This is a genomic window from Micropruina sp., from assembly GCF_047606365.1.
Lineage (GTDB): Bacteria > Actinomycetota > Actinomycetes > Propionibacteriales > Propionibacteriaceae > Micropruina.
Genome location: NZ_JASGEN010000025.1, coordinates 79,340 through 93,806, shown reverse-complemented (window position 1 = coordinate 93,806; position 14,467 = coordinate 79,340). Strand labels below are relative to the sequence as shown.

The following is a 14,467-nucleotide window of genomic DNA, read 5'->3' as shown; positions in this document are numbered from 1 at the left end:
CGCCAAGCACTCGATACGCCTGCACCCATCGGCCAGCCTCTCGTCTGAACAATCAGGTTAGCGCGAGAAGCATGAATTCTTGTTGTCGACCGCGCTCGTCGACCCATGACAGGCCGACCTGCAATCGACCTACGCTGGCTGCGACTTCCACAAAGTGAACGCGAATCTCATGCCCTGGTTGAAGGTCGCAAGGAAACATCGAGAGATCGAAATGCGGCATCGACCCGCTGTCCCCGATCCGTATATCGGGTACAAAATTCACGCTCCGAGCCACCGACTGTCCAATGTTCTGCAGTTTGATCGAACCACGATCGACTCCGATCGTCACGCGGGCCGACTGAGCTTCGATCGCCTGTCGCTCCACACGACCACGTTCAATGTCGACCATTTCAGCTGAAGCAATAGCCTGTCGTCTCGACTGCCACCAGGCCAAACCGGCGAAGAAAGCTGACAGTACCGACACCACGATTGCAAGTCCACTGGCCCACTCCACGTCGATAGCTTAGGACAATATCGCCGCCTGTCAGACAAGGACGTCGCAAGCGGGCCTGAGAGCTCGTGCTGCGCTTAAATCCAATACCCGGCCCGCGGCCGACGGGCGCCAACCTGCAATGACGCCGTCAAGGCCATAGCATGCGGACGTCAGCGAACCACTGGGAGCACGTAAGGACGGCCCACCACATGGCAGCACGAGGCACAAGAACCACCGCGCTCGGACTGGAGGACGCCCTCTGGGAGGCCGCGAACCGGCTGCGGTCATCCATGGACGCCGCCGAATATAAGCATGTCGTCCTCGGCCTGCTGTTCCTGAAGTACGTCTCAGACAAGTTCGAGGCCCGGCACGCTCGGCTGGCCGACCTGGTCAAGGACGAGGGCAGCGACTACTACATGCCCACCGACGAGGCGCGGCAGGCGGTGCTGGAAGACCGCGACGAGTACACCGCCGAGGGCGTGTTCTGGGTTCCGGCTGGGCACCGCTGGACTGACCTGCGCAAGGCGGCGAAGCAGACCGACATCGGCCAGCGCATCGACGCGGCCATGGAGGCCATCGAGCGGGAGAACCCCTCCCTGAAGGGTGTGCTTCCGAAGACCTACGCACGCCGGGAATTGACCCCCGCGACGCTCGGCGGACTAATCGACACCTTCTCCCGCGACGATCTCGCCGCAGCCGAACGCGAGGGGATGGACGTACTGGGGCGCGTGTACGAGTACTTCCTCGCGCAGTTCGCCTCTAACGAGGGCAAGAACGGCGGCGAGTTCTACACCCCACGCTCCGTCGTCTCGCTTCTGGTGGAGATGCTGCAGCCATACAACGGTCGGGTTTTCGACCCGTGCTGCGGCTCCGGCGGCATGTTCGTGCAGGCCGAGCACTTCGTGGAGTCGCACGGCGGCTCCCGCAACGACCTCTCCGTGTTCGGGCAGGAGCGGAACCCCACGACCTGGCGGCTAGCGAAGATGAACCTCGCCATTCGGGGTATCGAGGCGCACCTCGGGCCGGAGTGGGGCGACTCCTTTCACAACGACCTGCACCCGGACCTGCGGGCCGACTTCATCATGGCCAACCCCCCGTTCAACATCTCCGACTGGGGCGGAGAGCGCCTGGCCGACGATCCACGATGGAGGTTCGGGACCCCGCCGCCAGGCAACGCGAACTATGCCTGGCTCCAGCACATGCTCTACCACCTGTCCCCCACCGGGACGATGGGCGTGGTCCTGGCCAACGGATCGCTCACCGTGAACTCCTCCGGCCAAGGGGACATTCGACAGCGGATGGTCGATGACGACGTGGTGGAGTGCATCGTCGCTCTGCCCTCCCAGTTGTTCTACTCGGTGCAGATTCCCGTGTCCCTCTGGTTCTGCACGAAGGACAAGACCGCGCACAAGGTGAAGTCCGAGCGGTCCCAACGCGACCGCAGAGGCGAGGTACTGTTCATCGACGCCCGCGAGAGCGGCTACATGGAGAACCGCACACACCGCAACCTCTCGCCCGAGGACGTGACCAGGATCGCGGACACCTACAATGCCTGGCGCGGCGACGCTGACCTTCCACCGTACGAGGATGTGCTCGGCTTCTGCGCATCGGTCGCCCTCAGCCAGGTCGCGGACGCGGGCTACGCGCTCAGCCCCGGACGCTACGTCGGCACCGAGGCGGCCGAAGACGACGGCGAACCAGTGGACGAGAAGATCACACGGCTCGCCGACGAGATTCGTGAGGGGTTTGTGAGGCGCTCCCGCCTTCAAGTCGAGATAGAGGCTGCACTCGACACTTTGCAGGTGTCGCCGTGACCAATCTTGGTGATGTCGCAGTGATCACGGACTGCGAACACAAGACAGCAACGGCATGTGCGCCGAACGAGCGTTATGCATGGTCGGTTGGCACGAAGGCAATCCGCAGTGGTCGCATCGTGTATGACCAGAGCCGTGCGGTTGACGTCTCGACCTACGAGCAGTTCACCGCTCGCCGCGTGCCAGCACACGGAGACCTCATCCTTGCACGAGAAGCACCCGTGGGAGATTGTGTCATCGTCCCGAAGGATCAACGGGTCTGCCTGGGCCAGCGCACAGTGTTGCTGAGCGCTGATGCGGCGCTGCTGAACCACCGATACCTCTACTTCCTCCTTCATGCTCCACAGGCTCAGGCTTGGATGGAGCTGCACTCGGCCGGAAGCACGGTGAAACACCTTAATGTCAAGGACATTTATCAGATCCCGCTTGGTATTCTTCCGCCGCTGGAGGAGCAGGAGCGGATCGTGGGCGTGCTCGGGGCGTTCGATGACCTCATCGAGACAAACCGGCGACTGGCCGCGGATATTCTTGAGTTGACCAGGGATGTCTACGCCCGCGCCGTTGCCCGAGCGACCGCTCGCATCCCCTTAGGGACTGTCGCAGTTGCAAACCCGGAGAAGCGCACTCCGGGCGATCCTGGCGCTACCCTCCGATATCTGGACATCGGAACTATGACTGACGGCTCAGTAGGCGAGCCGACATCAACGACATGGAGCGAAGCACCTTCTAGAGCCAGACGCGGTGCCGCACTTGGTGACGTTCTGTGGGCGACAGTGCGTCCGAACCGGCGCGCTCACGGACTGCTCACTCGCGATATAGAGAACCTGGTCGTAAGTACCGGAGTTGCGGTCCTCCGTCCGACTCGCCTGCCGATGAGTCTGATATTCGCACACACTGATAGCCAACGGTTCGTGGAGGCGCTGGTGGGACGAGTCGACGGCAGCGCCTACCCCGCAGTCAAGGCAGCCGACTTCCTAGCAGTTCACGTTCCCGATGTGTCGAAGGAGGACATCGACACGTTCCGCCATGTGATTGATCCGCTCTGGCTTGCCGCCGGGCAACTCGAAGAGGAAGCCATATCGCTTACTCGACAGCGTGACGAACTGTTGCCGCTGCTGATGTCGGGCAGGGTGCGTGTGCGGGATCTGGAGGCGGTGGCCTGATCGTGAGCGTGGCGGAGTCGGAGTTCGAGTCGTGGGTGCTGGAGATGCTGGCCGAGCAAGGCTGGCAGACCGTCCACGGCCCGGAGATCGCGCCTGGTATGCCCGATGCCGAACGTTCCGACTACCGCGAAGTCGTTCTTGTCAGACGCCTCCGCGAAGCGATCTATCGCCTGAACCTCGCGCTTCCCGACGAGGCCGTCGAGGAGGCCGTCAAGGCGGCGCTGCGGCCCGAGTCTGCGGTGGTGCAGTCGGAGAACTGGCGGGCCTACCAACTGCTGACCCAGGGCGTGCCGGTCGAGTATCGCGATGCCGAGGGCGTCCTGCGCAATGTCCGGGCGCGGTTGATCGACTGGACCGACCCGAGTGCGAACGACCTCCTCGCGGTGAACCAGTTCACGATCCAGGGGGCGAAGAAAGAGCGCCGCCCGGACGTGGTGCTGTTCGTCAACGGGCTGCCGCTGGGGCTGCTGGAGTTGAAGAAGCCGGGGGCGGCGAACGCCACCATCGCCAGCGCGTACGCGCAGATTCAGACGTACAAGGCGCAGGTGCCGGACCTGTTCACTTGGAACCAGGGTGTGGTGCTCTCCGATGGCTTCCTGGCGCGGATGGGCACGCTGACCGCGCAGGCGAACCACTTCCAAGCGTGGAAGACCGTCGATGGCAGGAGTCTGACGACGAAGTACCGTCCCGAGATCGAGGTCATGGTCGCTGGCTTCCTGCGTCCCGAGGTGTTCCTGGACTGGTCGCGGAACTTCGTTGCGTTCGCCGGCGACGGGCAGAGGATGACCAAGATCGGCGCGAAGTACCACCAGTACTGGGCGGTGCGGAAGGCCGTCACGGAGACTATCGAGGCGGTTGAGAACGATGGCCGCGCCGGGATCGTGTGGCACACCCAGGGGTCGGGGAAGTCGTTCGAGATGGCGTGGTACTCCGGGTCGCTGATGCGGCACCCGGCGATGGACAACCCCACGCTGCTGGTGCTCACCGACCGCAACGACCTCGACAACCAGTTGTTTGAGGACACCTTCGCCGCGACCAAGATCGGGGCACCACTGCCCGAGGCCCCCGTGCAGGCGGACTCGCGGGCGGAGTTGAAGACGCTGCTGTCGGGTCGGCAGTCCGGCGGCATCGTCTTCACGACGATCCAGAAGTTCGGGTTGTCCAAGGACGAGCGGGAGGCCGGGATCGGCTTCCCCACCCTGTCGGAGCGGCTGAACATCGTGGTGATGGTGGACGAGGCACACCGCTCCAACTACGACTTCATCGACGGTTTCGCCCGCCACCTGCGCGACGGGCTCCCCAACGCGACGTTCATCGGGTTCACCGGCACCCCGATTGAGGCGAAGGACCGCTCCACGACGGCAGTCTTCGGAGACGTGATCGACACCTACGACCTCACCCAGGCCGTCGAGGACGGCGCGACCGTCAAGGTGCTCTACGAAGCCCGGCTGGCGAAGGTGCGGCTGCCCGACGACGCCCTCAGCGACATCGACGATGCCTTCGCAGACGCCGTGTCCGGCAGCGAGGAGGACGCCCAGGAACGGCTGAAGACCCGCTGGTCGCGTGTCGAGGCCGTCGTCGGCGCGGAGGATCGCCTGGAGGAGTTGGCCCGCGACATCGTGGCGCACTGGGAGAAGCGCAAGGAGGTCATGCCCGACGCCAAGTGCATGATCGTCACGATGTCGCGGCGGATCGCCGTCGATCTGCACGACAAGATCAAGGCACTGCGCCCCGGCTGGCACGCCGCCGACGACGAGCGCGGACGGATGAAGGTCGTCATGACCGGCTCCGCCACCGACCCCGAAGGTTGGCAGGAGCACATCCGCAACAAGGCGCAGATGCGTGTGCTGAAGGCTCGTGCCTCAGACCCGAGCGATCCGCTGGACGTGGTGATCGTCCGCGACATGTGGCTGACCGGATTCGACTCTCCGGCCATGACCACGATGTACGTGGATAAGCCCATGCGCGGGGTCTCGCTGATGCAGGCGATCACCCGCGTCAACCGGACCTTCCGCGACAAGCCCGCCGGGCTGATCGTGGACTACATCGGCATCGCAGAAGACCTGAAGACCGCGCTCGGTGACTACACCCAGCGCGACCGCGACAACGCTCAGGTCGGCGCCGACATCGAGACGACCGCCATCCCCGAGATGAACAACGAGCACGACATCGCGTGCTCCATCCTCGCCCCGTTCGACTGGCGACCGCTCGTCGCTGAGAAGACCCCCAAGGCGTACATCAACGCCGTGATGGCCACCGTCGAGTGGCTCCTCGAACAAGACTACGTAGAAGATGCCTTCGAGGGCGTCGGAGACCAGGCCCAGGACGGCAAGCCGAAGGAACTCACCGTCAAGCAGCGCTTCGTCGTACACGTCCAGCGGCTCCGGTCGTTCTTCTCCCTCGTCCCGGCCAGCGACGCTGCCGGCCGGATCAGGGACGACGTGGCGTTCTTTGACGCAGTGCGCACAGCCATCGCCAAGATCGAGAATGCCGGACGCGGCGCGACCGATGCCGGAGCCGAGTTGGACACCGCGATCCGGCAGATCGTCTCGGAGAACATGACTGGCACCGGGGTGGTCGACGTCTACGCTGAAGCCGGAATCGCCAACCCCGACATCTCCCTCATAGACGAGGCGTTCGTCAAGAAGGTCACCGACTCCGACCGGCCCAACATCCAGATGGAGGCCCTGAAGCGGCTGCTGAACTCCGAGATCAGGGCTATTGCGAAGCGCAACCTCGTCAAGGGCCGAGAGTTCTCCGAGATGCTCAACGCTTCGCTCCTGCGATACCAGAACCGCAGTCTCGACACCGCCGCAGTCGTGGCCGAACTCGTCCAACTCGCGCAGGCGCTGAGGGCCGAGCAGGACCGGGGCAGGCAGACCGGCCTCACCGACAACGAACTCGCGTTCTACGACGCTCTGCGCACCAACGAGTCGGCCCGTGAAGCCATGCAGGACGACGTGATGAAGAAGATCGCCCACGACCTAACCGACATCGTGCGTCGCGATGCGAAGACCGACTGGAACATCAAGGAGCAAGTCCGCGCCAAGTTGCGAACCACAATTAAACGCCTACTACTTAGGCACGGCTATCCACCGGACAAAGCACCCGCGGCGACCGAATTGATCCTCAAACAAGCAGAAACCCTTAGCCATGGCTGACGCAGCCACTCACGAACATCGCACGAGCGACTCATTCGGATCAGACCACCTGGCCAGTTTCATCTAGCGAATTCCCCAGCCTGACTTTCACACCTCGCACTAATTTTCGAGGTTTCGCCGGCCATCATGCCTTGTCACAGGGGTTCTGGCGGCGAGTTCGGGGCACTAATCGGCGGTAGAATCACGGGTATTGCCCTCTTCGGCCGTGCGCTCAGGACCCGTTCGGGTGCGCTCAGAGGCGCCAATCGTTGCGACAGCCTCGCGACCAGCGACGGATGCCTGGACACCCGGGGATGGCGCGAACGGGCAGAGTCGGTGGATCCTGGCCCAAATGGGCGCAAAGGCGGCCAATCCAGCTCGATCTCAGCCATGAAGGGCGCCGCAGGGCCGGCGTCGCCCCGACACTGTCGCCCGCCTGCAAGCGTCAACTCGACTTCCAGCGGGCAAATCGACCCCGAACTCTCTCCGACGCGCGGGCGCCTAGGGCACTAAAGGTGTGAAAGTCAGGCCCAACAAGGTTCTTCCGACACAAGACGCCTAGCAACCCGCACTACCAGAGATCTAGCAACCCGCCCCACCAGCCGTTCACCAGTACGGTCAACACCCGCCAGCCGCGTACAGATCAGGAGGCAGTCGTGGCAAACCCTTGCGGATTGAAACTTGCGCGAAATTCTGCTGAAGAAAGGTTGAATATGGCGGCAGCAGTCGGCCGATTCGCCGATATCCCGGCCAGATAACCAGCGACGTGCCAAGTCTAGTCGGGACCACCATCTCAGATGTCCAATCCTTCAATGCGACATCGTACTCGACGCAGTCCTCGGTCAACAGGTTCACCGTCAAGTAGAGTTCTCTAGAGGGTTTCCACGCACCCTTGGCCCGATTCCTAGACTCCTTAGAATCTCGCGGAGAACGCTTCGCCGTAAGCGTGGTGAACCGCCATTTGTCATCACGCGAAGTCAGGTCACACTCCGGGGTCAGGAGAATCCTGATAGCTTCGAAAGGCTCGGATGCATCCGCTGGAACAAATAGGTCTCCTGTGCTCACTTCCGAGGCGGCCAGCGAACTGTCGGGCACCACCGCGCTGTAATGGAGTACGCGCCGTAGTGCGGTAGCATCCGCGAGAGCGCCGTTCGTTGCAGCTTCGTCAAGCACCACGTCCAGCGGACCAACTCGATTCAGGATGTTGGCCGCAATGAGGTCCCGAAGCATGACTCCCACTTCAGCAGTGTCCGCACTCGCTGCTCTCTGGATTGACGCTACCCAATCATGTTGTGCGCGTGAAAACTGATGGAAGACGCTGATCTCAGCGGCAATGTAGGACCGCCGCCACGTTTCAAGGACCCTGAGCGCCGGCCTCGAAGAGAGCCAATCGCCAATCGTCTGAAACAAATTGGGCTTAAGCTCCCGCTTGCTGAAGACATGAACCCGCTCCGCGTAGTCAGGGAAGGCTTCACAGAAGGCGTCCGACAAATCCGAGTTGACACGATCAACATCCTCGTTCGTTGCCACAAATACCGGAAGTGCAGTTTCGTCGAGCAAGGCCCTTATGAACGCAATGTTCCGCTCAACAACTTCCTCCGACAATACCGAAGGTACCGTTACGCCTCCTGGGATCTCAATGTCGGAAGCATCGCCCAAGTCAATGAGAGCCCAATCCATAACGATGAGCGCAAACTGTTTCCAATGAACCAGCGCCTCAACCGGTGGAAGCTGCTTCAGCTCCACCGTTGGAATCGATGCATCTCGCAGCTGTCTCATCAGGTCATTGACGTCAGTTTCCTGACCCATTCGGTCATCAATCACCACGGCAGCACCACGCACAACGTCCAGAGCACCTCCCTTCATGGCTTGGTCCTCAGCCTGAACTGGGCAGGGACCCGGTCTCGCCTTGTTGTCGACCCCTCCTGAACGAGATCCAGTTCAAATCCGTCGCGGGCGGCCACTTGACCCGCTATGTATAAGCCAAGCCCTCGACCCTCGTCACCCTTAGTGGAGAAGAATGGTTCGAAAATGAATGGAACATCAAGCTTGCTAATGCCGACCCCATTGTCTTCGAAGACAGCCATTCCTTCAGCTGCATCTATATGAACCTTGATAATCGGCGACTCAATGCTAGACTTATTCAGCCAAAATACAGCATTGTCGACCAGGTTAAGGAAGATCTGCAGCAGCGTTGCTTCATGCGCCTTAACCACGAACGAGCTATCGCCGGTCAAAATGAACTGAATTTCTGAGCTTCTCAGAGTGCGAGAGTAGATGGATTCAATCTTCTTAATATATTGCACCACATCAAGTTGCCTGGCCCTCCTTCTGCTCGAGACAAAGAGGCCCTGCACATCCTGGAGACGCGAAACAATGAATGAGATCGATTCCGAGAGACGGTCAGCGCGCGACGTGATCTCATGATCCACACCGAACTCAGCGACCAGTTGCTGCATTAGCAATGCCATGTCCTGGTAGGCCTGATTGGACGATGCGATGACGTCATGCGACGCCGTCTCTACTGACAACCCCACTCCCGCCAGATCCTCAGAGCGGGTTACGCGCGACTGCATGAAGGCACGTTCTATCCGGTACACCTTCTCGAAATCGGCGAACGCGCGTTGAGCAGCGCTATCGCCCTTCACGGCCTTCCTCACTGCAGCAATACGCCGATCGATTGTACCGATAGCGCGCCGCGAAGTGGCTTCGACCCTCCGATTACTGCCGGCCAAATAGCGACTGAAGTCATGTGCGCGCAAATAACTTATAACCAACTGCAGCAAACCAATGAAGTCACGGTAAGCAACGCCAGAATCAATGAGTCCCTCGCGGCTCGTCTTATCTCGAAGGCCCGAATTACCTTCCTGGGTAATATAGACAAAACCGATCGTTTGATCGTTGCTCAGCAGGCGGTCGGCCTTCACCGTCCCGCGAATAGCATCCAGTTGAAGCCAGTCATCGTCAGGATCGCCGTACGGCAAGACACGGACGCCGTCTCGGTAAAGGTATATGCGATGCCCTTTTACCAATTCGACATCTTGAGGGTTGAGATGATATCGTGCGTCCGCAACCGGTCTAAGATCGAATACGAGCAATTCAAACGAGAAGTCGCCACAATTGAATTGACGGCCGGCTTTCCCGCCAGTCGCTCGTTCATAGAGCTTCAGAGCCAGAATATCGGTGGAGTCCAGCGGGACAGATCGATCTTCGTTATTGATCGTCAATTTGAAGCTATTGCTGGCACTTAGATACTCACCAACAACCTGGAGGACTGCATGTTCGGCAGCATTCTCCAAAAGTTCATCCGGGTCATCGAGCCCCGAGGGCCGTTCCCCGTTGACTAAATACTCAATGTCGAAACTGAGGGGATCCGCGCCCGCCTGACCGGTAAGCAACTGCCTTAGTGGTCGAAGCCGGAGCAGCGCCTGATGAAGATCTTTCAGGCTCTGTTCCGTCCAATTACTTCGCAGCCCCGTAATAGAAAGCTGGGTGCCTTCAGTCGAACTACCGTCGCGGCCAGTAAAGACTTCCGGCGAACGTGTAGCAACTTCTAGCTCCAACTCATCCAAGAACTGAATTTCGGACTCGTCGCCTGCCCCTTCGTCAAGAAAGGCGATGTCGACGCTTGTTGTTACTTCCCGCGCATCGCCGGCCGCGCGGGTTACGAGGTGTACTTCTGATCCAAGTTTAAACATTGCGAAGCGACCGATACCCTTTTCGCCTTGGATAATTCTACCGCCCGGCGTTTTCGCCCCGTCCTTCTTTCTCTTTTGGCGAGCCTTGACGTCCGTCGCCGGATTCAACCAATGGTCTCGCACGACATCTAGAGTCATACCTACGCCATTGTCGGTAATAGTAATTCGCGAGTTTCCGTCATTCTTCCAGCCTGGGCCGAAGTCCTCGAAGCGTATCTCAACCCTGGTAGCGTCGGCATCGTAGGAATTCTTCACGAGCTCGGCCAGGGCAACCCGATCATTCTTAATCAGCTGCTCGCCCAGCATCGTCAACAAGCGAGCGTAGGGTCGCACCCGTAGCGTGTGCGATGACGAGACGGCCATTACGAAGCCTTCACGCCTGTGATCACGTATTCATGCTTCATTCGTCTAGATAACTTTTCCCCGGCCCTCGACACAGGCAGGTACCGAAGTGTCGCAGGAATCTCTCTGGTTCTGACAGATTCTATCGAAAGGCCCTTGTCCGTGAGCGCCGCCCTAACGATCTCACCCGTCGGAATCCGCTCTTCCCTCAAGACAGAGTCGGCAACTACTAGAACGATGCGCCCCCCATCCGTCAGGCAGCGGTGTATGTTGCCGGCCAACTCAAGCATGTCGTGAGCATATCTGAGAACCAGGCGCCGAACACGAGTATCTGTGATGTTGTGGTGGCTGGTTACTCGATCAAAGAGATCCTCGTTTGCCTCCGTTGGATCCTGTCGGCGCGCAGCCTCTGAGCCAATCGAAACACTCCGTATCGCCCGAAGCTCTGAAAGCGTGTAACCGAACCAGATCAGCGCCAGGCGGTGTCCCCGGAGATAGTCAATCGCGTTGAGATAGGGCGGCGATGTCACGACGAGGTCGAAGGCATTGGCCGTGAACAGACTTGTGTCCCGCGCATCGCCCATCTGGATGCGCGCAGTGCCGGCCAATTGTCGCGCATCGAGTGCCGCTACTATCGAGGCAACCGATGCGCGAAACCCTTCGTAGACGTTGTAGTCAGACTGATCAAGGACGCGATGAGGGCGACTATGCGCGGTGTCCGCGGCCAACGATGCAACCGGTGACTTGGTCACGATTAGGCGGCTGAGGCTCAGCTGGAGCGCGTTCCTCTCTGGGCCGGGTTCGAGTTTGTTGATTGCGCTAGACAGTCGCACTAGCTGGTTTCGCTGAGGAGTGCCAAACCAGTACCTAGCGAACTCACGGGTCTCGTTGTCCGACCAGCGGGCATCAGTGGCCCGAGCACGTCGAGCCACTGCCAGGCAGGCGGTAGCTAGACGTCTCACCTCATTGATCCTGACTTGCTGCGTTGCCACCTTAGCCATGAGGATTGCGAGGGGGTCTAGGTCGTACCCTGTGACCTGGTGGCCGTGAAGCACCCCGAGAGCCAAAGCTGTGCCCGAGCCGCACATCGGGTCGAGCACGCGAAGAGGACGCGTTGAATCGCCGACGACCGCCAGCGCCACCTCGGGCGCCATGCGTGCCGGAAATGGGTGGATCGCCCGGGCCAAGGTGCCCTCCTGCTCGTGCGGACATGGATGCAGGCAACACTATTGGATGTTGGCGACGGCCTTGTGTATTGCGTGATCGTTTCCTGGATTCCGCTCCCGCGCTTTCGAGCCTTTCCCTGAAACCTCCCCGGATCAACGATCCGCCCAGCTCGACAGCCGCCCAGCCAAGCGGGTGCTGCCTACCTCACGTCTGCCCCCCTCGCTTCACCACCAACGCGATCAACTCCCGGCTGCACCCAATTGCCGCCGCCAGCGCCCCATAGCTCCACCGCTGCGGATCCTCTTCCCGCAGCCGGCGGATCAGCGCGTCCCGCTCGGCCCGCTGCCGGGCCGCCAACTCGTCCGCTTCGACAGCCTTCCGATGCAACTCCCGCGCCCGCGCGGCCCGGGCGTCCGACACTCCCCCGCCTCGCGACGCGCGAGAGGCGGCACCCCTGGCAGGGGTACCGCCTCCTTTCAGCGCATCAGCCACGGGCGAACTCCGTGATCAGGTTCGGCACGGCCGCGTCGAACCCGGCGATGTCAAGCATGCCGGCGTCGTCCGGGTCAGCGATGCTGAAACCGGTCGCCGTCATGCCGACCACCACGAGCTTGGCCGGAATCCCGGTCTTCTCGCGGTACGCCCGCAGCGCCTGGTGCGGATGCACCTCACCGGCCCAGGTCTCGTTGTCGGTGTAGACCACGAACACATCGACCTCAAGACCCTGCTCCGCCGCGTACAGCATCGGCAACGCACAATCCGTCGGGCCGAACGGCATCGCGTCCACCACCCGCAGAGCGTCGTCGAGCCGCTGCCGCGGCGAGATCGCCAACGGCTTCAGCTCGGTGTGGCTTCCGGGGCCGAACGAACCCGAGAAGCCGACCGCGCTCGACTCCGGCTCGGTCGCCAGCTGCACCAGCGCCAGCGCCGCGGACGCCTCACGGGCCGTGACCGACATGCCGGAGATCGGCACACCCATCGAGCCGGACACGTCCACCGCCAGCAGCATCCGCTTGCCGGACGGCTCGACCGCACCGAACGCCGCGTAGAAGGCCGCGTCCAGGGCATCGACGATCCGCCGGGTCGGCTTCCACGCCCCCGAACCGCGGGCCGATCGGCCCGAGGCGTAGGTGCGTTGGGCGACCAGCACATTCATCGGGTGCACCCGGGCCCGCTTGAGCCGCTCGGCGTCCGCCAGCTGCGCGGCCACCTCACGGGTCCGGCCACCCAGCAACGGCAGCATGCCCAGACCGGTCAGTCGCGGCAGCTGACGCATCAGCGCCGTCTGCGGCATTCCGGCGTCCAGCAGTGCGTCCCACACCGCGCGCTCGGTGAGCGCCCGGTCGGGCAGCATCTCCCAGCTGAGGCCGTACTCGCGCACCAGCCGCGCCCAGGTCGCCGCATCGGACGCCTGCTGCGCCGCCGCGAAACCCGTGACCAGAGCCGGAACCTCGGCGCCGACGTTGCCACGGACCACCCACTCGAAGGTGTCCCGCAACGCCGGCACGGACGTCGCCGGGTGCGCCAGCCGCAGCAGGTCACGATGCGACCAGCCCTCACGCTGGCGGTACTTGACCACCTGGTAGGCGAGCCGATCGGCGTCCTTCGACGTGTACCAGCCGGCCACCGCACGCCGCAGGCCACGTCCCCAGCCACGGAACTGCTCGACGTAGCCGGCGAACAGGAACAGGTGGGTACCGGTTCGGGCCACCTGCGGCAGCGCGGCCAGCGCCGCCGGAGCCGCCTCGGGCACCGACGCCGCGTAGGCCAGCGCGAACAGCGCCGGGTTCTGCTTCGGCGCCGCACCACGGGTCGAGACGTCCACGATGGTGGAGACCAGGCCCTCGGGGTCGGACGCCGCCATCCGGGTCAGCACCGCGGCGTTCTCGATCGCCAGGGCACGGTCGGAGGCGTAGTAGGTGCCGCCGTCCACACCGAGGGTGAGGAACCGGCGCAGCCGCGCGGCGTCGTCCAACTCGAAGACGTAGCCACCTGCCGAGTTCACGACCTGCTTGGGGTCGGCGGCCTCGCTCTGTGGGGTCCGGCGCAGGTTCAGCATGCGCAGGATGTCCATTCTCAGTTCCTCCTTTCGGTGTGCGGGCGGGGACGGGCGTATTGTGCGGACCGGCCGGACCCGGTTTTTCTGCCGGGTTGGTCCACTCCTGGACCATCCGTAAAAGGGAGATAACCGATCTGCTCCGGCCCGTCCCCGCGTCGCGGTTTCGGGGACAGCGGGCGTGTTCGACGAGTTGGTCTCGACCTCGACCGGCGAGGGGCGTGGTCTCGACAAGCTCGACCGACGGAGATCCTCTTACCGCTGTCATGACGAGGCCGGGAGGACGTGGTGTGATCACCGGAAGCTGCTCTGCCGATTGAGCTACGTCACGAATGACGGCGGGACTCGAACCCGCAACCTGCCCATTATCAGTGGTAACCGATGATCTTCGGCCCGCCCGACCTCGCGTAATTCTGTTGTGGGTGCCGGGTGGTCATGGTGGTGGCCGCCGGAGATTGTTGCTCTACCAACTGAGCTACTGGCTTTCACCAGCGAGGAATCGAACCTCGGACACACAATTCCGGAGTTAACCGACGACCTTCGGCCCACCCGGCACGAGGACTAGTGTGTAGGGGTCTACACACCAGTGTCAAGCTGAGTTCTCGTGGGAGGCGC

The 14,467-nt window shown here is 62.1% G+C and carries 9 protein-coding genes; 3 read left to right on the top strand and 6 right to left on the bottom strand.

All coding sequences use genetic code 11. From position 1 onward, the window contains the following. Positions 1 to 52: 52 nt before the first annotated feature. The gene (locus QM624_RS03615) at positions 53 to 493 is read right to left on the bottom strand and encodes a hypothetical protein (protein ID WP_415088810.1); all 441 of its coding nucleotides are present in this window, start codon (positions 491 to 493) and stop codon (positions 53 to 55) included. Positions 494 to 681: 188 nt separating this feature from the next. On the opposite strand from QM624_RS03615, the gene QM624_RS03610 reads away from it, so the two are divergent. From QM624_RS03610 to QM624_RS03600, 3 genes are read left to right on the top strand one after another with little or no spacing between them, the layout of a single operon-like run. Further along, positions 682 to 2,286 carry a type I restriction-modification system subunit M gene (locus tag QM624_RS03610; RefSeq protein ID WP_415088808.1) on the top strand — a complete coding sequence of 535 codons (1,605 nt, stop codon included), beginning with the start codon at positions 682 to 684 and terminating at the stop codon, positions 2,284 to 2,286. Continuing rightward, on the top strand, positions 2,283 to 3,449 hold the full coding sequence (locus QM624_RS03605; RefSeq protein ID WP_415088806.1) for a restriction endonuclease subunit S: 1,167 nt from the start codon (positions 2,283 to 2,285) through the stop codon (positions 3,447 to 3,449). Before QM624_RS03610 ends, QM624_RS03605 begins: the two co-directional genes overlap by 4 nt. A 2-nt stretch (positions 3,450 to 3,451) precedes the next feature. Further along, positions 3,452 to 6,610, top strand: a complete 3,159-nt coding sequence (locus QM624_RS03600; protein ID WP_415088804.1) for a type I restriction endonuclease subunit R — start codon at positions 3,452 to 3,454, stop codon at positions 6,608 to 6,610. 597 nt (positions 6,611 to 7,207) lie between these two features. Here QM624_RS03600 and QM624_RS03595 read toward each other — a convergent pair. The 5 genes from QM624_RS03595 to QM624_RS03575 form a co-directional block, all read right to left on the bottom strand. Next, positions 7,208 to 8,455 (bottom strand): hypothetical protein, encoded by a 1,248-nt coding sequence (locus tag QM624_RS03595; RefSeq protein ID WP_415088802.1) that lies wholly within the window; start codon positions 8,453 to 8,455, stop codon positions 7,208 to 7,210. Beyond that, complete coding sequence (locus tag QM624_RS03590; RefSeq protein WP_415088895.1) at positions 8,452 to 10,593, bottom strand: ATP-binding protein; 2,142 nt, start codon at positions 10,591 to 10,593, stop codon at positions 8,452 to 8,454. Before QM624_RS03590 ends, QM624_RS03595 begins: the two co-directional genes overlap by 4 nt. A 56-nt stretch (positions 10,594 to 10,649) precedes the next feature. Beyond that, complete coding sequence (locus QM624_RS03585; protein WP_415088800.1) at positions 10,650 to 11,783, bottom strand: hypothetical protein; 1,134 nt, start codon at positions 11,781 to 11,783, stop codon at positions 10,650 to 10,652. 217 nt (positions 11,784 to 12,000) lie between these two features. Then, positions 12,001 to 12,216 (bottom strand): hypothetical protein, encoded by a 216-nt coding sequence (locus tag QM624_RS03580; RefSeq protein ID WP_415088798.1) that lies wholly within the window; start codon positions 12,214 to 12,216, stop codon positions 12,001 to 12,003. A 64-nt stretch (positions 12,217 to 12,280) separates the two neighbouring features. Beyond that, the gene (locus QM624_RS03575; protein ID WP_415088795.1) at positions 12,281 to 13,870 is read right to left on the bottom strand and encodes a TROVE domain-containing protein; all 1,590 of its coding nucleotides are present in this window, start codon (positions 13,868 to 13,870) and stop codon (positions 12,281 to 12,283) included. Positions 13,871 to 14,467: the final 597 nt, after the last annotated feature.

What these genes read in the sequence shown, in the direction of transcription:
- QM624_RS03590 (WP_415088895.1), bottom strand. Translation starts at nt 10,593, where the DNA reads ATGCTGGGCGAGCAGCTGATTAAGAATGATCGGGTTGCCCTGGCCGAG.
- QM624_RS03585 (WP_415088800.1), bottom strand. Translation starts at nt 11,783, where the DNA reads ATGGCGCCCGAGGTGGCGCTGGCGGTCGTCGGCGATTCAACGCGTCCT.
- QM624_RS03610 (WP_415088808.1), top strand. Translation starts at nt 682, where the DNA reads ATGGCAGCACGAGGCACAAGAACCACCGCGCTCGGACTGGAGGACGCC.
- QM624_RS03595 (WP_415088802.1), bottom strand. Translation starts at nt 8,455, where the DNA reads ATGAAGGGAGGTGCTCTGGACGTTGTGCGTGGTGCTGCCGTGGTGATT.
- QM624_RS03575 (WP_415088795.1), bottom strand. Translation starts at nt 13,870, where the DNA reads ATGGACATCCTGCGCATGCTGAACCTGCGCCGGACCCCACAGAGCGAG.